Annotated in this window: 17 protein-coding genes, 1 tRNA gene and 2 pseudogenes; 14 read left to right on the top strand and 6 right to left on the bottom strand. The window is 64.0% G+C overall.

Annotated features, from left to right (window positions below):
* Positions 1-9: 9 nt before the first annotated feature.
* From IVB24_RS11105 to IVB24_RS11125, 5 genes and pseudogenes are all read left to right on the top strand, one after another.
* Positions 10-1,338: pseudogene (locus IVB24_RS11105) on the top strand (ISL3 family transposase); the annotation flags it as partial.
* Positions 1,339-1,562: 224 nt separating this feature from the next.
* Positions 1,563-3,047, top strand: a complete 1,485-nt coding sequence (istA, locus tag IVB24_RS11110; RefSeq protein WP_247768157.1) for an IS21 family transposase — start codon at positions 1,563-1,565, stop codon at positions 3,045-3,047.
* Positions 3,044-3,856 (top strand): IS21-like element ISBj11 family helper ATPase IstB, encoded by an 813-nt coding sequence (istB, locus tag IVB24_RS11115; RefSeq protein WP_247300139.1) that lies wholly within the window; start codon positions 3,044-3,046, stop codon positions 3,854-3,856. The genes istA and istB overlap by 4 nt, the downstream gene beginning before the upstream one ends.
* 148 nt (positions 3,857-4,004) lie before the next feature.
* Positions 4,005-4,220, top strand: a pseudogene (locus IVB24_RS11120) (transposase); the annotation flags it as partial.
* Between the two features lie 3 nt (positions 4,221-4,223).
* Positions 4,224-4,994 (top strand): IS110 family transposase, encoded by a 771-nt coding sequence (locus IVB24_RS11125; RefSeq protein ID WP_247446260.1) that lies wholly within the window; start codon positions 4,224-4,226, stop codon positions 4,992-4,994.
* A 570-nt stretch (positions 4,995-5,564) separates the two neighbouring features.
* On the opposite strand, the gene IVB24_RS11130 is transcribed toward IVB24_RS11125, so the two are convergent.
* Both IVB24_RS11130 and IVB24_RS11135 read right to left on the bottom strand, forming a co-directional pair.
* Positions 5,565-7,187 carry an NEL-type E3 ubiquitin ligase domain-containing protein gene (locus IVB24_RS11130; protein ID WP_346771368.1) on the bottom strand — a complete coding sequence of 541 codons (1,623 nt, stop codon included), beginning with the start codon at positions 7,185-7,187 and terminating at the stop codon, positions 5,565-5,567.
* 1,395 nt (positions 7,188-8,582) lie between these two features.
* A complete protein-coding gene (locus IVB24_RS11135) occupies positions 8,583-8,777 on the bottom strand; it encodes a chorismate-binding protein (protein WP_247300651.1) in 195 nt (64 codons plus the stop codon).
* Between the two features lie 275 nt (positions 8,778-9,052).
* Here IVB24_RS11135 and IVB24_RS11140 point away from each other — a divergent pair, with 275 nt between their 5' ends.
* Together IVB24_RS11140 and IVB24_RS11145 are read left to right on the top strand one after the other, a co-directional pair.
* Positions 9,053-9,250, top strand: coding sequence for a Dabb family protein (locus IVB24_RS11140; RefSeq protein ID WP_247446259.1), 198 nt, complete (start codon positions 9,053-9,055; stop codon positions 9,248-9,250).
* A 69-nt stretch (positions 9,251-9,319) separates the two neighbouring features.
* Entirely contained in the window at positions 9,320-9,607 is a 288-nt protein-coding gene (locus IVB24_RS11145) for a hypothetical protein (protein ID WP_247446258.1), read from the top strand.
* A 400-nt stretch (positions 9,608-10,007) separates the two neighbouring features.
* On the opposite strand, the gene IVB24_RS11150 is transcribed toward IVB24_RS11145, so the two are convergent.
* From IVB24_RS11150 to IVB24_RS11160, 3 genes are all read right to left on the bottom strand, one after another.
* A tRNA-Val gene (locus IVB24_RS11150) sits at positions 10,008-10,082 on the bottom strand.
* A 162-nt stretch (positions 10,083-10,244) separates the two neighbouring features.
* Complete coding sequence (locus IVB24_RS11155) at positions 10,245-11,537, bottom strand: hypothetical protein (RefSeq protein ID WP_247772862.1); 1,293 nt, start codon at positions 11,535-11,537, stop codon at positions 10,245-10,247.
* Between the two features lie 118 nt (positions 11,538-11,655).
* On the bottom strand, positions 11,656-12,261 hold the full coding sequence (locus IVB24_RS11160) for a DUF1134 domain-containing protein (RefSeq protein WP_094972831.1): 606 nt from the start codon (positions 12,259-12,261) through the stop codon (positions 11,656-11,658).
* A 139-nt stretch (positions 12,262-12,400) separates the two neighbouring features.
* On the opposite strand from IVB24_RS11160, the gene IVB24_RS11165 reads away from it, so the two are divergent.
* Positions 12,401-12,886 carry a YHS domain-containing (seleno)protein gene (locus IVB24_RS11165; protein WP_247772863.1) on the top strand — a complete coding sequence of 162 codons (486 nt, stop codon included), beginning with the start codon at positions 12,401-12,403 and terminating at the stop codon, positions 12,884-12,886.
* A 7-nt stretch (positions 12,887-12,893) separates the two neighbouring features.
* On the opposite strand, the gene IVB24_RS11170 is transcribed toward IVB24_RS11165, so the two are convergent.
* Positions 12,894-13,676: a 3'(2'),5'-bisphosphate nucleotidase CysQ gene (locus IVB24_RS11170; protein ID WP_247774070.1), complete on the bottom strand. Its 783-nt coding sequence runs from the start codon at positions 13,674-13,676 to the stop codon at positions 12,894-12,896.
* A gap of 259 nt (positions 13,677-13,935) precedes the next feature.
* Between IVB24_RS11170 and IVB24_RS11175 the strand changes: the two genes are divergently transcribed.
* The 6 genes from IVB24_RS11175 (at position 13,936) to IVB24_RS11200 (ending at position 20,724) form a co-directional block, all read left to right on the top strand.
* Positions 13,936-14,589: a histidine phosphotransferase family protein gene (locus tag IVB24_RS11175; protein ID WP_162308381.1), complete on the top strand. Its 654-nt coding sequence runs from the start codon at positions 13,936-13,938 to the stop codon at positions 14,587-14,589.
* A 195-nt stretch (positions 14,590-14,784) separates the two neighbouring features.
* Complete coding sequence (locus IVB24_RS11180; protein WP_247772864.1) at positions 14,785-17,619, top strand: hybrid sensor histidine kinase/response regulator; 2,835 nt, start codon at positions 14,785-14,787, stop codon at positions 17,617-17,619.
* Between the two features lie 25 nt (positions 17,620-17,644).
* Positions 17,645-18,121, top strand: coding sequence for a chemotaxis protein CheW (locus IVB24_RS11185; RefSeq protein ID WP_094973647.1), 477 nt, complete (start codon positions 17,645-17,647; stop codon positions 18,119-18,121).
* Positions 18,122-18,193: 72 nt separating this feature from the next.
* On the top strand, positions 18,194-18,559 hold the full coding sequence (locus tag IVB24_RS11190; protein ID WP_007600538.1) for a response regulator: 366 nt from the start codon (positions 18,194-18,196) through the stop codon (positions 18,557-18,559).
* A gap of 75 nt (positions 18,560-18,634) precedes the next feature.
* On the top strand, positions 18,635-19,855 hold the full coding sequence (locus tag IVB24_RS11195) for a chemotaxis response regulator protein-glutamate methylesterase (protein WP_247772865.1): 1,221 nt from the start codon (positions 18,635-18,637) through the stop codon (positions 19,853-19,855).
* Complete coding sequence (locus tag IVB24_RS11200) at positions 19,852-20,724, top strand: protein-glutamate O-methyltransferase CheR (RefSeq protein ID WP_247772866.1); 873 nt, start codon at positions 19,852-19,854, stop codon at positions 20,722-20,724. The genes IVB24_RS11195 and IVB24_RS11200 overlap by 4 nt, the downstream gene beginning before the upstream one ends.
* Positions 20,725-20,762 lie beyond the last annotated feature (38 nt).

Consider the following 20,762-nt stretch of genomic DNA (forward strand, 5'->3'; position numbering starts at 1 on the left):
ATCAATATGATGCAGCGAGCCCTACGTCCGTCGGCTCTGGTCCCTCACGGGTTTGACGTGGAAAGCGCCTTTTGTGATGGCGCTACGACCGTGATCACCGTGCGTCCCACGAGCGGGACGAGTCTCTGTCCCGGATGCGGGACCAGTTCTGGGCGGATCCATAGCCGATATCAGCGGCGCCTAACCGATCTGCCGCTTGCGGGGCGGCAGGTTCGCTTGGTGGTCGTGGCGCGCCGCTTCCGCTGCGTTACTGCTCTCTGCGGTCGGCGTATTTTCACCGAGCGCTTCGATGACGGCGCTCTAGCACCGTGGGCGCGGCGAACGACCCGGCTCGATCTGATCGTCCATCACCTTGGCCTCGCCTTGGGTGGCCGCCCAGCGGCGAGTTTTGCCCGTCGACTTATGCTGCCCGTGAGCAACGACACGTTGCTTCGGGTGGTTAGAAGGCGCGGGTGTCCACCCTTTGCTGCGCCGAGCGTTATCGGCATCGACGATTGGGCCTGGCGGCGCAATCAGCGGTATGGAACTATCATCTGCGACCTCGAGCGGCGACGACCGATCACTCTCTTACCCGACAGAGAGCCAGCCACTGCGCAGGCCTGGCTCGCGGGGCAACCACAGATCGCTGTGGTCGCGCGCGACCGCGGCGGCGGTTACGCCCTTGCTGCGGCCAAGGCACTCCCGCACGCCACCCAGGTCGCCGACCGTTGGCACCTCATGGAGAACGCCAGCCACGCCTTCCTGGATGCGGTTCGCAAATCCATGCGCCAGGTCCGCATCGCGGTCGGCTCCGCCACCATAAATCCCAACTTATTGACCGCCGCCGAGCGCATTCAATATGAGGGTTATCTTCGGCGAGAAGACACCAACGCGGCAATCCTCAAACAGGCTGAGACGGGCGTCTCCATAAAGGAGATCGTACGGCTCACCGGCCATAGCCGGGGCCTCATCCGCAGGGTATTGCGAGGTCAGCGATCCGACGTGTTCAGGGTGCGCGAAAGCTCGCTCGAGCACTACCTGCCATGGCTCGATGTTCCGTGGGCCGCTGGTAATTGTAATGGCGCCGACCTGTGGCGTTGCCTCAAGGCGCAGGGATTTAGAGGCTCGGTGCGAGTCGTTACCGAATGGGCGACACGCCGTCGGCGTGCCGAAATGCCCGATGCTCAGAGCCTGCAGCGCGTACCGTCCGCGAGAACTATCGCCCGCCTGATGACCAATGGCCGCGATACACTATCAAGGTCAGAGACCGTCACCATTGCGGCGATCGAGCAAGGCGTTCCTCTTCTGGTGGAAGCTCGAGAGATCATAGCCGCTTTCCATGCGATGATCCGCAAGAAGTGCGGCGCGGCAATCAGGATGGAAGTGCAGCGTCAATCAGGATGAGAGAGCTTCGCCGGGCTCGTGACGCAGGGAGGGCGTAGCCCGACCGGAGTTACGAGCCCGGCGACGGCGCGATCCGACCGGACCGCGCCGTCTGGTGATCGCGGCTGGCCGGTGATGGATGGTTCTTCTCGCCAAAGAGGAATCACCCGTTGCCAGGCTGCCATGTCACCGATCACCAGATGAGGCTCTACATGAAGTTCCGTCAAACCAATTCGCCGCCAGAGGCGGCCGCGAAGGCGTCGTTCAGTTCGTCGACCGCTTATCGGCTCGAGAAGGATCTGCGCCTTCCGTCGCAAAAGAAGTCACCGCGGCAAAGGCGCCGGCCGGATCCCTTGGCCAACGTCTTCGGCCTGGAGGTCGTGCCGATGCTGAAGGCGGCTCCCGGCGTGCGGCCCGTGGCCATCTTCGAGGAGATGCTCCGACGCCATCCTGAGCTGGGGGCTGGAATCCGCCGCACGCTCGAGCGCCGGATCCGCGCCTGGCGGGCGATCCACGGCGAGGAGCAGGAGGTCATCTTCCGCCAGACCCACGAAGTGGGCCAGGTCGGCCTGTCCGACTTCACCGATATGGGCGAGCTTGGGGTCGCCATCGCTGGCGTGCCGCTCGATCATCGCCTGTATCACTTCCGGTTGGCCTATTGCGGGTTTGAACACGCCCATGTCGTGCTCGGTGGCGAGAGCTTCGTCGCATTGGCCGAAGGGCTGCAGAATGCCCTATGGTCGCTCGGTGGGGCACCGCGGGAGCATCGGACCGACAGCCTGTCGGCCGCCTTCTGCAATCTCGATCGCAATGCGAGGGACGATCTGACCAGGCGGTACGAGGACCTCTGCGCCCACTACGGCATGCGGCCTTCCCGCAACAATCGCGGCATCGCCCACGAGAACGGGGCGATCGAAAGCTCGCATGGCCATCTCAAGCGGACGATCGCCGATGCGCTGCTGTTGCGCGGCACTGCCGACTTCGATGATCTCGCCGCCTATCGCGGCTTCATCGACGAGATCGTCAGCCGCCGCAATGCCCGCAACGCCAAGCGGATCGACCACGAGCGCGCCACCCTGCAGGCGTTGCCAGATCGCCGCACCTCGGACTACGAGGAGGTGATTGTCCGCGTGACGTCAAGCGGCGGCTTCACCTTGCGCAAGGTGTTTTACACCGTGCCGTCGCGTTTGATCGGGCACCAACTGCGGGTGCGCCTTTACGACGATCGTCTCGACGTGTTCGTCGGCGGCACCCATCTCGTCACCCTGCCGCGTGGGCGGCCGCATCCCAACGGCAAGCACGACCAGGTCGTCGATTATCGGCACGTGATCCATTCCTTGCGGCGCAAGCCAATGGCGCTGCTCAATCTCGTCTACCGTGATCGGCTGTTCCCGCGCGATGCCTATCGCCGAACCTTCGATTGCTTGCGCGAACGGCTGCCGGACAGGAAAGCCTGCCGGATCATGGTCGATCTGCTCGTACTGGCCCATGAGCGCGGCTGCGAGGCCGAACTCGCCGATCAGCTCGCGACCGAGCTTGATGCCGGCCGACTGCCCGACCTCAACCGGCTGCGCGCTTACTTCTCTCCCGATCCGGCCTGCGTGCCGCACGTCGTGGTGCAGCTCGCACCGCTCGCCACCTATGAGTGCCTCATCGGTGCCGGCGAGATCGGAGGTGCCGCATGAGCACGGCCAACACCATTGACACCGCGCGCCTCAATCTATTGCTCAACGAGTTGCGGCTGCCAGCCATCAAGGTGCTGTGGCCGCAATTTGCCGAGCAGTCCGACAAGGAAGGCTGGCCGGCGGCCCGCTTCCTCGCCACCATTGCCGAGCACGAGATCGCCGAACGCGGCCGCCGCCGCGTCGAGCGCCATCTCGTCGAGGCGCGGCTGCCCGCTGGAAAGACCTTCGACAACTTCGACTTCGAGGCTGTGCCGATGATCTCCAAGGCACAGGTGACCGCGCTCGCCGCCGGCGATGGTTGGCTCGGCAAGGGCGCCAATCTGCTGCTGTTCGGCCCGCCCGGCGGCGGCAAGAGTCACTTGGCGGCAGCCATCGGCCTGGCCCTTATCGAGAACGGATGGCGCGTCCTCTTCACCCGCACCACCGATCTCGTCCAGAAGCTCCAGGTGGCGCGGCGCGAGCTCAATCTCGAGGCCGCCATTAACCGCCTCGATCGCTTCGACCTCCTGATCTGCGATGATCTTGCCTACGTCACCAAGGACCAGGCCGAGACCAGCGTGCTGTTCGAGCTCATCAGCGCTCGCTACGAGCGGCGTTCCATGCTGATCACCGCCAATCAGCCCTTTGGAGAGTGGAACAGGGTCTTCCCGGATCCTGCTATGACGCTCGCCGCCATCGATCGCCTCGTTCACCACGCCACCATCGTCGAGATGAACGTCGAAAGCTATCGCAGGCGCACCGCGCTCGAGCGGAAGCGTGGTCCAGGGCGACCATCCTCGCACGCGACACCAAAAACACTCGCTGATTGACGCTCCGCGACAATCAGAGCGAACAAAACTCTTGCGCGCGACAATCATCGCGGCAATCATCACCTCGCCGCGACACCCACTCGCCATCCTGATTGTCGCGCGCTTCCCATCCAGATTGTCGCGCTATAGCAAGAAGGCTCCCATAGAGCTTGAACCATGGTTGGAACGGGCACGCGCAAGCCTCGTAATGTCTTTCGCCAACGGCGTCATCAAGGACAAGGCCGCCGTCAGCGCAGCGATCACAACGTCCTGGTCCAACGGACAGACCGAGGGCCAGATCACCAAGCTTAAACTGGTGAAGCGCCAAATGTACGGACGCGCCAAGCTCGACTTGCTGCAGGCTCGACTAATCGGTGCCACATGACCAGTGCTGCACCAAAATTGCGTCAGAGCCCTTATTCCATGCCGAAACACAATTCGTCGAGATATCGAGAACCAGGTCCGCAGTCTAATCAAAGAATACGGCTTGCTCTTCCCACGCGCGATCGGACTGCGGTTTCGCAATCAGGTCTGCGAGCTATTGGGCAAGGATCATCAGCTCCTCGGTGTGATCGCGCCGCTTCTGTCGATCCATGAGCAGATCTGCAAGCAGCAAAGCAAGTTCGACGACGAAGTCCGCCAATTGGCGAAGTCGGATGAGACGACGCGCCGCCTAATGACGGTTCCTGGTGTCGGCGTGGTGACCGCGTTGACCTTCCGCCATACGATCGACGACCCATCGCGCTTCCGATCGGCATCAAGCGTCGGCGCCTATTTGGGTCTTACGCCTCGACGCAACCAGTCTGGCGAAACTGACATCAATGGCAAGATATCACGATGGGGCGACCGTCTTCTCCGAACTTACCTGTACGAGGCGGCGACCGTCCTGCTTTATCGAACAAAGAAATGGTCCTCTCTCAAGGCTTGGGGCATGAAACTCGCCAAGCGGATTGGCATGCGAAAGGCAAAGGTCGCCATCGTGCGCAAAATCGCCCTCGTTCTTCACTGTATCTGGGTCGATGGCACATCTTTCGACTGGGGCCAGGCGAAGGAAGCCTCATCCGATCATGTAAAGTTCCTGGTCCGGTCTGCCGGACTGGCGATGTCCCGCTGGGACGGTGTTGTGGCGACCTCGTTCATTCGGCTGGTGGCGGCTTGACTGTACTCCGCTGCAGACGTTGAGGCGCCCGACCCGGACATCATCATGAGGCGCTCCGCGACCTCGGAAAGGACCATGACCCCAGCGAAGACATCAACAACCCCGGGCGATCCAATGCCTGGCCGGCAAAGCACGTATTAGCCGCGCCCGCGCCGTCTCCGCAACCCGGACCAGCTCCGACGGCGCGAGCACTACCACTGTGCCGTGGGCGAGTTCAGAAATGTAAGCTTGACAACAAACTGCAATTAAAGGGCCGAATGACAGATTACAGATCAGCGGTGCCCACGTCCAGCGAATGACCCAGGCGTATCCACGTCCCGCGGCCACCCTTTCGGCTGCTCACTCCGACCGCCCGGCCGGGTGTTTCAATCCTCAGGTTCAAATGGAATTTCCTGTCGATCCCATCAGCCCGACCAAGCTGTTCGTGGCCATCAATCAGTGTCATCAGTGAACACTCATGTCGGCAGCCTCGCCGGCGCTTCGTCTGGCCCAACATACTTCTAGAGAGGGAGTGATCGTAAGCGTGGATCACACAATGAGAGCCGAGTCTGTTGTTCCGAACATCGACCGCTACGATCCCCGACCGCGCCCGCCGTCTCCCCTCGCGACCTGCGTTGGCGCGGCCGGCTGCAGCGTGAGGCCGTGTTCCCCGAGAACTTGGCGCGTCAGCGCGCCATTGATCTCGCGGGCGATCTCGTCGCGGATCTTGGCCCCGAGCTGCCGCTCGGCGTCAGCGTCGCCGTTCAGATGAAGATCAGTGAGCCGTTCCGTCAGTCGGCTCTCGAACTCCTCACCCATCGCATCGACGAGCCGATCCTGCATCTCTGCATGAGCTTCGGGCGCGATGCGGCGCAGCACCGTGTCCCAGGGTTGCCAGCTCGTTGCCAGATAGTCGGCGAATTCCGCCGCCTCCTTGCTTCGCACGACGGCCTCGGCGGTGGCAAGGTCATGTTCGTCCACGTGAGCCACACCGAAGTAGCGCATGGCTGGGGCGATGTGCTTCAGGTCCAGCCGGTCGCGCAGTTTGACTTGATATGCGAGATAGACCTCGATCTCGTCGACGAACCGGAGCGAGCTGACCTTGTCTCGGGCTATCCCGTCCAGCACGCCCAAACGGAACATGACCCGGCCTTGTTCGACGAGCTTGTCGAGGCGCCCGTCGTAGGCTCCCTCCTCGACATCAGCGTTCAGCCGTGCGGTCTGCATGTCGTTCCAAGCCAAAGTGATGCGATCCTGGCAGCTCGCGCTTGCTCCAATGGCCGACTGGAAGTACTGGGCGCGCAATCCCGGCCTGATCGCCGCCTGCCGCAGATCGTCTGCCACTCCCACCCGGAACTCGGAATTGCTAGAGTTCACCGTGTCCAGTAGCCTATCGAGGAAGCGAGCGTATTCTTTAGCACCCGGCTCTTCTGCGAAGGCTCGCCAGAGCGCTGCTGTGTTCGGTTCGTTTGGGAGCCAAGCCGCGACCGCCTCGCACAGAGGCCGCGCTTGATCTTGCGCCGCCCCGTCATGCACCGAGAAGAAGATCTGCGGTCCGGCATAGTCCTGGCTATTCAAGGTTGACGCCAAGTTCGTTAGCACCCGCTCCGGCAGCGGATTATTTTCTAGCTGAACGCGGCATTCCGAGCCGAGCTGCGTCGGCAACGTCTCGGGCAGGCTGGTCAGTTGGTTGTTCCTGAGGTCGAGCCGACGGAGCCCAGCCGGGAAGGCGGCAGGCAGACTGGTCACTTGGTTGTTGCTGGCCTCGAGCTGCTGAAGCGTTGGTGGCAGGGTATCGGTCAGACTGGTCAGCCGATTGTTGCTGAGGTTGAGCCGACGGAGCCCAGCTGGCAAGGCTTCGGGCAGATCGGTCACTTGGTTGTTGCTGGCGTCGAGCTGCTGAAGCGTTGCTGGTAGGGTATCGGTCAGACTGGTCAACCGATTGTTGCTGAGGTTGAGCCGACGGAGCCCAGCCGGGAAGGCGGCAGGCAGGCCGCTCACCCGGTTGCCGCTGACATTAAGATCTTGAAGTCCGGCCGGAAAAGCGTCGGACAGGCTGGTCAGCAGGTTGTTGCTGGCGTCGAGCCAGAGGAGGTTGGCCTGGCCCTCGATCGACAAACTACTCAGCCGATTGTGCATGATAGAGAGCCCCTGCATCTCTGGCGGCAGGACGGGCAAAGTGGTTAGCGCCAGAGATGCCAGATTCAGCGGCACGTGTACATCAGCCACTTCCTGCCAGGCTCTCACTCGGCTTACTGCCTCTCGCCGATCCTCCTGTTCGCCCTGTCCCGGTTCGGCGACCCAGCTTTCCAGCTGTCCTTGAGCCGGGGAAGGGCCGGTGGCCACCCTCAAGGCTTCGACCCACTGTGCTGCAGCCTGAGTGAGACCGCACAGGCAGCTTTGCCGGTGCCCACGTTCGGAAGTTTCGGAATCAATGCGGGCGCTTCGCTGGGTCTGTTCTGTATGCATAATTCTTCTTCTAAATGAAGGAAGTGGCGCCGGAGCGGCGGTTCTCTACCTTGATCGCCATCGCTACTGAGTGAGTACCGAGACATGATAAAGCAGGCTCCAAGACCGGGCTTGCCAACCTAGGACCGCCCGAACACGCTACCCATTCGTTCGCGGTCAGATGCAGCCGATCATAGTACGTTCGCGAAATTTGAGTCGTCCAATTGGTTGACATCCATCAAGGGCACATCCCATTCTCCTCCGCAGATCAAACTGGATCTGGCGGTCCAGGCAGCGGCGTCTCACCATAGCAGGCTTAGCTGTCCATGAGCTGACGAGCCGCAGGACAAGACGCCAGTGTGCCGACGGCCCTATCAATGGAGCCGCATCCATTCACTCGCGCAACGTCCCCTGCTGACGACATCCGATGCCATTCGTCGACCGAAAATCCGCATAGTTCTCGCGGATCAGATCGAGTGTTTGATTACATCCTGGGTTTCGGCCCGAGCGACAGCGGTAAGACCCATGTCGCGGTGGCTGTCGGACATGCCCTTATCGCGGTCGACGGTCTCGTCCAAAAGCCACCTGCTCGGCGCGATTTGTCGCGACCCACGCTCCTCTCGCCTCGACGGCTTCGATTGTCTAATCCTTGACCAGTAGGAACTCGATGCGGCCGAGACTCGGATCGATAACCAGCTCGGTTCTCTTGGTCGATTAGCCGTCACCTAAATGCAATGCGATCAGCTGCCCGTCGCCGGGGTTATGGTCCTTTCCGAGATCGCCAGCGCCTCATGATGATGTCCGGATCGGGTGGGTCATCCTCTGCAATGGCGGGCGGGCGAGCTCGCCACCAGTCGATTGACCGAGGTCGACCACCGTCTCAGCGGGACATCGCCGGCCCGGCGGACCGGGCCAGAAACTTGCAAATTAAGGCCGGGCCGGCGCGTGGCCCCAGTCAAACGACATGCCGTCGACGGAAATGCAGTGGAGGATCACAGAGATATTGTGCGCAATGGCGACGTTGCCTTTTCATACCGACACGCTTCGCGAGCTTTATTCCCAAGGCCTTCCGCGTTTCGCTGATGGTGAGCGGCGATTTCAGCGATGGTGAGCAGGCATTTCGCGCGATCGGCCGCGCCTTTGAGCTGATCTGCCGGCGCGTCAAACTTTTGTGAAATGCTCGGGCGAACTCGATGCAATGGTGAGCTTGCCATACCGAAGAAGGTCGGCAAAGGGAGCCGAATTCATTTTCCGCAGCTGACAATAGAAGGCTATCAGATCGAACGAGTTCGCCAGGCGAGCGCTGAAGCGCTGCGCAATGTTGACCTGGAAGGCGTCACCCGACAGATCAATCACGCGTGTGACGGCCTGGCCTGGTGTAAAGGAGGGGGCTGAGACTGTAACCAGCCCAACAAATTCTTCGACTGTTCGGCGAGCTCTCTCACGCCGGCGAACCGGATCCTGCTCCGGCCACCCGGTAGAAAGGACCAGCATTTGTCATGGCGGTAATCCAAGCTTATCACGCCTCGTAAAGATATAGGAGTGCCTGAGGCAAGCGATGCCTCCCGACGGTATCGTTCCAGCGTCCTGTTCAGCTCCTAGCCAAAAAAAGCCGGCGGCGCCGCCCTGGAATGCCGGGAGATCGGCGCGACGGCCTTTCCGTTCTCGCCAAAATCCCGCACGCACGCCGGCTTGAGCTCGCTCGCAAGCGCAAGAGTGACCGGCTTGGCAACGAAATTGACGTGATCGTCTGCGGTGAATTCGACGACGAAGTCGAACTCGAAGCCTATAAAGCGCACGAGCTTTACCAGGAGTCGATCCGGCAGTAGCTCTCGGAGCGGACTGACCTGAGCGAAGTCAATCCGCAACTTCGCGATGAGCTTTGAGTAGATGCTTCCGTGGAGGTCATTAGCTTCGCGCGGATCGACGCTCGACGACTGGGGCAGAAGACACTCGATGTGCAGGAGATCGAGTGCGGCAACGCGGAAGAAGCTCACTTCAGCTTGGCTCTGCCGGGGAGGCAAACCAACCGATCGAAGTCTGGTGTGGCCCACGGCGGCTCGGTCGCTTTGAGCCAGAGCGAAGGTAAGCGAGACCGCTGCCGCCCCTCATTCTTGACCTTGGCCGAGCGTCGCCTTCATCAAGGCGAGCAACACATCAGCCAGCAAGAGACGGTGATAACCTAAACGTCGATCGTTATGGCTGCACGATGTGCCATCGCGGATGGGTGACGAGTACCGCGGATACGCACGGGCAAATGAGAACCCGTTAGCCCTACGTCGCTGGCGGGTTTTTCTTTAGGGACGCAGCCGAAGTCCTGCTGCTCGGCAGAGTGATAGCTTACCGCCTGAGAAGGACTAAAGGCAGAGCGAAACAGTGCAGGAACGTCGCAGGACAAGAGCGCGTCGAGACAAACGAGGTCGCCTACACTGGTTGGGTGGGGGAGAACATCGAACGGTCGTACGATGACCAGCCGAGCCGTTCTGTAGACCTCGCACCATCATTGGTGCCCCTATTGTGCCCCCGCCTTTTTGGGGCACATACTTGGAGAACATCGCCGCTAAGTGGCTGATCTAACCAGGTTAATGGTGGGCGCACAAGGGATCGAACCTTGGACCTCTCCCGTGTGAAGGGAACGCTCTCCCGCTGAGCTATGCGCCCGGGACCATCATGCAGACGGCCGGACCTTCCTGGCCGGCCGGCGCATTGGAGCCCGCGATTTAGAAGTGCAGGCTTGAGGTGTCAAGTTTTCAGGCGCCGCTGGGGCTGGAAAACCTTGGTCCCGGTCGCGCAATTCGCTGGCCCGGCCGGATTTCGGGCCGCTTACGCGCCCTGCTGGCGGGCGCGGGAGGCGTGGGCCTGCAGCGCCCGGATCCGCTCCGCCAGCGTTCCGCCGCCCTCGGGCAGGCTCGGCGCGCCATTGCTCGCGGCGTCGTTGGCCGGGCGGGGCGCCGGCTTCGGCGGCTGGCCGGCCTCGGCCGCCAGCAGCGCCTCGATCGGCGAGTTCGGGCCTTCGAGCTGCATCGCGAGCTTTGCCACCTCGGCGGCGATGTCGTTGATGCGCTCGCGCAAGAGCGCATTCTCCATGCGCTCGGTCGCCCAGGAGCTTTCCGCCTGCTGCTGGATCGCGTTGATGTCGCGCTGCAGCTTGGCGCGCTCGTCGCGGGTGGTGCGCAACTGCTCCTCCAGCGCGGTCCTTTCGGCGCGCAGCGCCTCCGCGGCGGCCGACGATTTGCCTCCGCTCAAGGCCGCGATCTCGACGCGCAGCTCCTTGATGGTGCGCTCGTCGCCGTCATGGAGCTGGCGGAGCTGATTGTTCTCATACTCGCGCTCGGCCAGCAGCTTGCCCTGCGTGGCGAGCCGCCCTTCGAGATCGGCGACGCGGCCGGACAGCATCTCGGCTTCCTTCACCTGTCCGATCAACTGGCGATCAAGCTCGGTGACGCGCTGGCTCAGATTCTCGACCCGGCCGCGGGCATCGCCGAGCTCGCGCGAGGCGGTCTCCGATTCCAGACGTTCCTGCGCGAGCCGCGCCTGGGTCTCCGCGAATTCCTTCTCGGCGTCGCCGACGCGGTTCTTCAATTCCTCGATCTGCGCGCGCACGGCGAGCAGCTCGACCTGGCGGCTCTCCGCCATCATCGAGCGGTCGGAGAGCTCAGTGTTGATCTTGGCGAGCTCGGCCTGCTTGTCAGCCAGCGCGATCTCGGCCTCGCGCAAGGATGCGGTCTTGGCGTTGAATTCCTCTTCGGTGGCGCGGAGCTGCTCCTTCACCGCCTTCTCGCGCGCCTCCAGCGCGAAGATCGTGGCGTTCTTCTCGCCGAGCTCGATCTTCATGCGGTTGATGGCGTCGCTCTTCTTGCCGAGCTCGGCGAGCTGGCTCGTGGTCTTGTTCTTGAGCTGGTCGACGCTCATCTCGAGCCGCCGCGCCGACATGGCGAATTCGGCGCGAAGCTGGTCCTTGTCGGCCTGGATCTCCGCCATCGACAGCGGCGTTGCGGCCTCGAGCCGGCGCGTGGTCAGGCGCACGGCGCGGTTATGCACCAGCGGCACGATCGCGAGCCCGCACAGCATCGACAGCAGGAAACCGATCGCCAGGTACATGATCGGTTCGACCATGGGCCAGAACTCCCAAGCTTAAGGAAAAATTCACCAACGACCATGCCATGGCGGGCCGGCAAAAAGCCAGCCCCGCTCTGTCGTTAACCTTGATCGTACCCGGATGGAGGAGAGCAGCCTAGAATGGGTTCCAGGTCGCTCGCGGCGTGAATTTGAGATAGCCGATATTGGCACCCAGCCGCAGGCCGAGCCCGGAGCGGATCGGCACCAGCACGATGTTGTTGGCGGTGAGCGCCGTCATGCCGAAGCCGCCGATGATGTAGGCCGAGCCGTCGAGGCCGGCGAAGCGCTGGTAGATCGCGTTGGTGGCGGGCAGGTTGTAAACCAGCGTCATGGTGCGCGCGCCGTCGCCGCCCCAGTCGAAGCCGAGCGAGGGACCCTGCCAGTAGACGCGCAGATCGCCGGCGTTCTTGGTGTAGAGCGTGCCCTCGCCGTAACGAAGCCCGGCGACGAACGCGCCGGAGCCTTCCTCACCAAGGATGTAGCCGTTCGGCAGGCCCCATTGGCTGACCGCCTTCTCGATGATCGAGGCGAGGCCGCGCGAGACGTTGCCGAAGAAGCGGTGCCCGGCGCCGACCAACTCGTCCGGCCCGTAGGTGCTGGGCGACGGGGTCCGCTGCGGCGGCGGCAGATCGGGCGGCGGCGCCGTCTGGGCCGAGGCCGGCACGATCCAGCCGACCATCGCGGCAAGCGCGAGCGCAGCAAGGCGTGATGCGAAAGTCATAAAAGAACCCCTGGTACCGAAACCGGTCGCTTCCTTAACCTGACGCCAACAGGCGCGGCTCTAGGTTGCGCCGGATGTCCCCTCGACTCGGATGTTATCCGCAGCAACTATGACGGCACAACGGCAGGAAGATAGCCCTTTGCGCCCCGGAATCGCCTTGATCGGCCTCCTCGTCTGCCTGCTGTCGGGCATAGGGATCACCGCCCCGGTGCGGCCGGCCGGGGCCGCCACCACCGAGCGGGTCGTCGTCAACCGCTTCTCCGGCATTGCCATCGAGGGTTTCGACCCCGTCGCCTATTTCGTCGAGGGCACCGCCATGCAGGGCACGGCGGAGTTCGAGGCGAACCTCTGGGGCGCGGTCTGGCGCTTTCGCAACGAGGGCAACCGCGCCTCCTTCCTGGCCCATCCGGAAATCTACGGGCCGCAATTCGGCGGCTACGATCCCGCCGATATCGCCCGTGGGGTGACCATCGCCGGCAATCCCCGCTTCTTCGCCATCGTGGCGCAGCGGCTCTATTTGTTCAGCCGGGAAGCCAATCGCGACGCCTTCGCCGCCAACCCCGAGCGGTTCCTCTATGAAGTCGGCAAGCGCTGGCGGGCGCTTTACGAACAGCTGGGTCAGTAGCGGCTTTTTAGAGTCTCGCCGCCTCCGGGTCGCCCCAGGCGATGAACTCCGGGATGATGAAGCCGCTGGCGTGCCGCTCGCCGAAACGGAGCTCGCCGCCCTTGCCGTCGGTCACCCGGCCGCCGGCCGCGGTCACGACCGCGGCACCGGCCCCGACGTCCCATTCACAAGTGGGCCCGAAGCGGGGGTAGATGTCGGCGCTGCCTTCCGCGATCCGGCCGAATTTCACGGCCGAGCCGACCGTCCGTCTGACGGCGTTGGGCCTGTTGCCGATGAACGCCTCGCTCCTGGGATCGCCGTGCGAGCGGCTCACCGCCGCGATCCATGGCTCCCCTTGCGCCGGCAGTTTGCGGGTGTGGATCGGCTCGGCCGCGCCGATGGTAGCGCCGTCAAACCTCACCCGCTCGGCGCCACGGCCGACGATGCCGCGCCAGAGCAGGCCGAGCGCGGGCGCGGCGACGATGCCCAGCAGCGGCACGCCTGATGTCACCAAAGCGAGGTTGACGGTGAATTCGTCGCGGCCGGCGACGAACTCCTTGGTGCCGTCGAGCGGGTCGATCAGGAAGAAGCTGCCCTCGAACGATGGGGAGGCAAGCTCGGTTCGCTCTTCCGACAGCGTCGGGATATCGTTCGCGAGCCGGGCGAGGCCCTCCGCGATGATATGGTCGGCGGCAAGGTCGGCCTCGGTTACCGGCGAGCCGTCCTGCTTGCCGTCGATCCGCATCGCCGCGCGGTTGACGCCGAGGATCGCCTCGCCCGCCTTCACCACCAGCGCGGTGAGCGGCTCCATCAATCGGGATGCGGCCTCGGCGTCGATGATCCTCACCTGTGTGCCTCATTCGTCGGCAAGTCTGGAACTGGCAAGTCTGGAATCCGCAAGTCTCGCCTCCTCGGTTGATTCGCCCGCAGCCCTTTATGGCCGCTTCGAACCTATCGCAAGCTAGCTGCCACGGGCTGGCGAATGTTAGAACCCGCAGCATCCGTCAAGCATGCGTGATTCGCGGCGTCCAGCGCCGTGCAATTTCAGGAACCCTCCAGGACCCCTTTATATGTCTGACGCCTCTTCGCCCGCGACCGCCACTGCTCCCGATATGCTCGAACTCGCAGCGCTGCTGTGCTCGCGGGTCTGTCACGATCTCATCAGCCCCGTCGGCGCCATCGTCAACGGGCTCGAAGTGCTCGACGATGATCCCAAGCCGGAAGATCGCGAATTCGCGCTCGACCTGATTCGCAAGAGCGCCAAGACCGCCTCCGCCCGGCTCCAATTCTGCCGTCTCGCCTTCGGCGCCGCCGGCTCCTCCGGCGCGCAGATCGATCTCGGCGATGCCCAGACCATGGCGCGCGGTCACATCGAGGACGGCAAGTGCTCGATCACCTGGAACCTGCCGCGGCTCCTGCTGCCGAAGAACCGCGTCAAGCTGCTGCTCAACATGCTGGTCGTGTCCCAGCACACCATCCCGCGCGGCGGCACGCTGACGATCGACCCGATCGGCGAGGGCGAGACGATGAGCTTTCGCATCACCGCGACCGGACATAACGCGCGCCTGCCGCAGAACATCTCCGAGCTCTTGAGCGGCGAGCGCGGCCCTGCCGCGGACGCGCATGCGATCCAGCCTTATTATACGCGGCTGCTGGCACAGGCCTGCGGGCTCACCGTGACGCTCAAGCCGGAAGGCGAAGCCATCATCATTACCGCTTCGTAAACGCGCGCAGCGCTCGGCGTCTTAATCAAATCTTTACGAGGCGCTTCGGCTTGTCCGGAGCGCCTTGTCTTTTTGTTGGTTCCGTTCTTTTGCACATACTCAACCAATATTAAACGCTTTACGGTGAAGCTGGCCCCATTCCGAATAGGCGCATCACAATTCGTGCGCGCCCTCCCTGTATGAAGGCCTGTTTTCATGGATGATCTGTTGCGGGAGTTTTTGACGGAGACCAGCGAGAGCCTGGACACCGTGGACAATCAGCTGGTGAAGTTCGAGCAGGAGCCGAACAACGCCAAGATCCTGGATAACATCTTCCGCCTGGTCCACACCATCAAGGGCACTTGCGGCTTCCTCGGATTGCCGCGGCTGGAAGCGCTGGCGCATGCCGGCGAGACCCTGATGAGCAAATTCCGCGACGGCATGCCGGTGACGGCGGACGCAGTGTCGCTGATTCTGGCTTCGATCGACCGGATCAAGGAGATCCTGGCCGGTCTCGAGGCGACCGAAGCCGAGCCCGAGGGCAACGACCGCGATCTCATCGACCAGCTGGAAGCGATGGTCGAGCGGGGCATGGCGGCTATGTCAGCGTCGGCGCAGCCGATCGCGTCAGGCTCGGCGCAGCCGATGCCGGCCGCTGCAGCCGCTGCTCCCGTGGCCGAGGCCCCGCCGCTGGTGCCGGAAGCGCCGGCCGCTGCGCCTGCGCCCGCAAAGGAGATGACAACGGGCACGCTGATCGACCAGACGCTGGAGCGTCCGCTGCGTCCGGGCGAAGTCTCGCTCGACGAGCTCGAGCGCGCCTTCCGCGAGACCCCGATCGAAGCGGCGGAGCCCGTCGCCGAAGTCAAGGCCGAGCCCGCCGCTGAAGCACCGGCGCCGGTTGCCAGGGTCGTCAAGGACGCCAAGGCGTCCAAGGAGAAGGCCGTCGCCAAGAAGTCGGTGGCAGATGAGACCGGCGGCGAAGGCGCCAGCATCGCCAACCAGTCGATCCGCGTCAACGTGGATACGCTGGAGCATCTGATGACCATGGTCTCCGAGCTGGTGCTGACCCGCAACCAGCTGCTGGAGATCTCCCGCCGCAACGAGGACACCGAGTTCAAGGTGCCGTTGCAGCGCCTCTCCAACGTCACCGCCGAGCTGCAGGAAGGCGTCATGAAGACGCGCATGCAGCCGATCGGCAATGCCTGGCAGAAGCTGCCCCGCATCGTCCGCGACCTCTCGAGCGAACTCGGCAAGCAGATCGAACTGGAGATGCACGGCGCCGACACCGAGCTCGACCGCCAGGTGCTCGATCTGATCAAGGACCCGCTCACCCACATGGTGCGCAACTCCGCCGATCATGGCCTGGAGACCCCCGCCGAGCGCCTCGCCTCCGGCAAGGGCGAGCAGGGCACCATCCGCCTGTCCGCCTATCACGAGGGCGGCCACATCATCATCTGCATCGCCGACAACGGCCGCGGCCTCAACACCGACAAGATCAAGGCCAAGGCGATCTCCTCAGGCCTCGTCACCGAGGCCGAGCTCGAGAAGATGAGCGAAGCCCAGATCCACAAGTTCATCTTCGCGCCCGGCTTCTCGACCGCCGCCGCCATCACCTCGGTCTCCGGCCGCGGCGTCGGCATGGACGTGGTGCGCACCAATATCGACCAGATCGGCGGCACCATCGACATCAAGTCGGTGGCCGGCGAGGGCTCCTCCGTCACCATCAAGATCCCGCTGACGCTGGCGATCGTCTCGGCCCTGATCGTCGAAGCCGCCGGTGATCGCTTCGCGATCCCGCAGCTCTCGGTGGTCGAGCTGGTCCGTGCCCGCGCCAACAGCGAGCACCGCATCGAGCGCATCAAGGACACCGCGGTGCTGCGCCTGCGCAACAAGCTCTTGCCGCTGATCCACCTCAAGAAGCTCCTCAAGATCGACGACGGCGCGGCCTCCGATCCCGAGAACGGCTTCATCGTGGTGACCCAGGTCGGCAGCCAGACCTTCGGCATCGTCGTCGACGGCGTGTTCCACACCGAAGAGATCGTGGTCAAGCCGATGTCGACCAAGCTGCGTCACATCGACATGTTCTCCGGCAACACCATCCTGGGCGATGGCGCGGTCATCATGATCATCGATCCCAACGGCATCGCGAAAGCGCTCGGCGCCGCCGGCTCCTCGGCCCACGACATGGGTGACGAGAACGGCGCCCATCACATCGGCTCGGGCGAGCAGACCACTTCGCTGCTGGTGTTCCGCGCCGGCTCGTCGCAGCCCAAGGCGGTCCCGCTCGGCCTCGTCACGCGCCTGGAAGAGCTCCCCGCCGACAAGATCGAGTTCTCCAACGGCCGCTACATGGTGCAGTATCGCGAGCAGCTGATGCCGCTCATTGCCATGGACGGCGTCACCATCGCCAGCCAGGGCGCCCAGCCGATCCTGGTGTTCGCCGACGACGGCCGCTCCATGGGCCTCGTCGTCGACGAGATCATCGACATCGTCGAGGAACGGCTCAACATCGAGGTCGGCGGCTCCGCTTCCGGCATCCTGGGCTCGGCCGTGATCAAGGGCCAGGCCACCGAGGTGATCGACGTCGGCCACTTCCTGCCGATGGCGTTCTCCGACTGGTTCACCCGCAAGGAGATGAAGCCGTCGCTGCACTCGCAGTCGGTGCTGCTGGTCGACGATTCCGCGTTCTTCCGCAACATGCTGGCGCCCGTCCTCAAGGCGGCCGGCTACCGCGTCCGCACCGCCCCGACCGCGCAGGAGGGCCTCGCGGCACTGCGCGCGCAGACCTTCGACGTGGTGCTGACCGACATCGAGATGCCCGACATGAACGGGTTCGAGTTCGCCGAGACCATCCGCTCGGACAACAATCTGGGCTCGATGCCGATCATCGGTCTGTCGGCGCTGGTGTCGCCGGCGGCGATCGAGCGCGGCCGTCAGGCCGGCTTCCATGACTATGTCGCCAAGTTCGACCGTCCCGGTCTGATCGCGGCGCTGAAGGAACAGACCGCGAGCGCTGCCGGCGCCTCCGATCTGAGCCGGGCGGCGGCGTAACGGACAGGATCAGGAGACACCCAACATGACCAGCAAGAGCAAGACCCAATCCGCCGAAGGCGCCATGGTCGAATACGTCACCGCGATGATCGGCGGCCAGCTGTTCGGCCTGCCGATCTCCCGCGTCCAGGACGTGTTCATGCCCGAACGCGTCACCCGCGTGCCCCTGTCCTCGCGCGAGATCGCGGGCGTGCTGAACCTGCGCGGCCGCATCGTCACCGTGGTCGACATGCGCGCCCGTCTCGGCCTGCCGCAGCCCGAGGACGGCAAGGTGCCGATGGCGGTCGGCGTCGATTTGCGCGGTGAATCCTACGGCCTGCTGATCGACCAGATCGGCGAAGTGCTGCGCCTGCCCGAGGCCGGCATGGAGGAAAACCCCGTCAACCTCGACCCGCGCATGGCCAAGCTCGCCGGCGGCGTCCACCGTCTCGACGGCCAGCTCATGGTCGTCCTCGACGTCGATCGCGTCCTCGAGCTCGCGCCCGAGATGATGGCGGCCTGATACGGCGGCATCGCTGCCGACGGACTTGCAATTGGAAGCGTCCCCCACAGGGGGAGGGAAGCAGAGGTTCACATGCGAACTTGTCTCGTCGTTGATGATTCCAGCGTCATCCGCAAGGTTGCGCGCCGGATCCTGGAGGGCCTCGACTTCCAGATCCTCGAAGCTGAGGACGGTGAGAAGGCGCTGGAGGCCTGCAAGCGCGGCCTGCCCGATGCGGTGCTGCTCGACTGGAACATGCCCGTGATGGACGGCTACGAGTTCCTCGGCCATCTCAGGCGGATGCCCGGCGGCGATCAGCCCAAGGTGGTGTTCTGCACCACCGAGAACGACGTCGCGCATATCGCGCGCGCGCTGCATGCCGGCGCCAACGAGTACATCATGAAGCCCTTCGACAAGGACATCGTGACGGCGAAATTCCAGGAAGTCGGACTTATCTGAGCCTTCGCCGGAGGCTGGAACGGATCCTTCGGTGCCTGTTTTCAACTGTATCCTTTCAGTCTGAGTTGGTGAGTAATGAGTGTTGCGTTCGCAGGAAACTCCGCCACGACGGGCTCGCGCGAAGCTGGGCCGCTTCGGGTGATGATCGTCGACGACTCCGTCGTCATCCGCGGTCTGATCTCGCGCTGGGTCGGGGCCGAGCACGACATGGAGGTCGCAGCCTCGCTGCGGACCGGGCTGGAAGCGGTCAACCAGATCGAACGCATCAACCCCGACGTTGCCGTGCTCGACATCGAGATGCCCGAGCTCGACGGCATCTCGGCGCTGCCGAAGCTGCTGGCGAAGAAACGTGATCTCATCATCATCATGGCCTCGACGCTGACCCGTCGTAACGCGGAGATCAGCTTCAAGGCGCTGTCGCTCGGCGCGGCCGATTACATCCCGAAGCCGGAATCGACACGCGAAGTGTCGGCCGCGGATATCTTTCATCACGACCTGATCGAGAAAATCCGCCATCTTGGCGCGCGGCTGCGGCGCAGGCCCGCGGTCGCTAGCCCGCCGCTGGCCCCCGCGAGCCCGGCTCCGGCCCAGCGCAGTCCCGCTGCGCGGCCTGCCGCGCCGGCCCCGTCCGCGCCGGCCCCGTCCGCGCCGGCCCCGTCCCTGTACCCGCAATCGGCATCGGGGATCACCACGCGTCCGTTCTCGTCGCAGGCCCCCAAGGTGCTGCTGATCGGCTCCTCGACCGGCGGTCCGCAGGCGCTGATGGCGCTCGTCACCGAGCTCGGCCCGGTGATCGACCGCGTCCCCGTGCTGATCACCCAGCACATGCCGCCGACCTTCACAACCATCCTTGCCGAGCATCTGGCGCGTTCGAGCCGCCGGCCGGCAGCCGAGGCGGTCGACGGCGAGCCGGTGAAGCCGGGACGCATCTATCTCGCCCCCGGCGGCAAGCACATGCGCGTGGCGCGCAGCGGCGTTGACACCGTGATCGCGCTCGACGACGGCCCCGCCGTCAATTTCTGCAAGCCCGCGGTCGATCCGCTCTTCACCTCCGCCATCGACATCTGGCACGGCGCCATCCTCTCCGTGATCCTGACCGGAATGGGTTCGGACGGCATGCGCGGCGGCAAGGACATCGTCGCCGCCGGCGGCAACGTCATTGCGCAGGACGAAGCCTCCAGCGTGGTCTGGGGCATGCCGGGCGCAGCGGCCAATGCGGGCATCTGCGCGGCGATCCTGCCGCTCAACCAGATCGGCGCCAAGGTCAACCGCCTGTTCGCGGGAGATCGCACGTGACACCCACCGATTACGACTATCTCCGCAAGTTCCTGAAAGAGCGCTCCGGCCTCGATCTGTCGCCCGACAAGCAGTATTTGGTCGAGAGCCGGCTGTTGCCGCTGGCGCGCAAGGCGAGCCTTCCCGGCATTCCCGATCTCGTGCTGAAGATCAGGAACGGCGACGGCCGGCTTGCGACCGACGTGGTCGAAGCGATGACCACCAACGAGACCTTCTTCTATCGCGACAAGATCCCGTTCGATCATTTGCGTGAGACCATCCTGCCGGGCCTGATCCAGGCGCGCGCGCCGCGCAGATCACTTCGCATCTGGTCGGCGGCCTCGTCGACGGGGCAGGAGCCCTATTCGATCGCGATGTGCGTGAAGGAGATGGGCGCCGCCCTCGCCGGCTGGCGCATCGAGATCGTCGCCACCGATCTGTCGCAGGAGGTGCTGGAGAAATCCAAGGCCGGCCTTTACAGCCAGTTCGAGGTGCAGCGCGGCCTGCCGATCCAGCATCTGATGAAGTACTTCACGCAAATCGGCGAGGTCTGGCAGCTCAATGCCGACATCCGCGCGATGGTGCAGTTTCGTCAGCTCAATCTGCTGCAGGACTTCTCCCATCTCGGCACGTTCGACGTGATCTTCTGCCGCAACGTGCTGATCTATTTCGACCAGGACACCAAGGCGGTGATCTTCGAACGCATGGCGAAGTGCATGGAGGCCGACGGCACGCTGCTGCTCGGCGCTGCCGAATCCGTCGTCGGCATCACCGACGCGTTCCGCCCCATCGCGGACCGCCGCGGTCTCTACCAGCTCAACCCCGCGCGCTCCGGCCGCCCGATGGGCGGCTTGATGCCGCCGTCGTTGAAGGTCGCCGCGGCGCGGTGAGCTCTCACTCTGTCATTGCGGGCTCGCGACGATGTCGC

The sequence above is a fragment of the Bradyrhizobium sp. 192 genome (assembly GCF_023100965.1).
Classification (GTDB): domain Bacteria; phylum Pseudomonadota; class Alphaproteobacteria; order Rhizobiales; family Xanthobacteraceae; genus Bradyrhizobium; species Bradyrhizobium symbiodeficiens.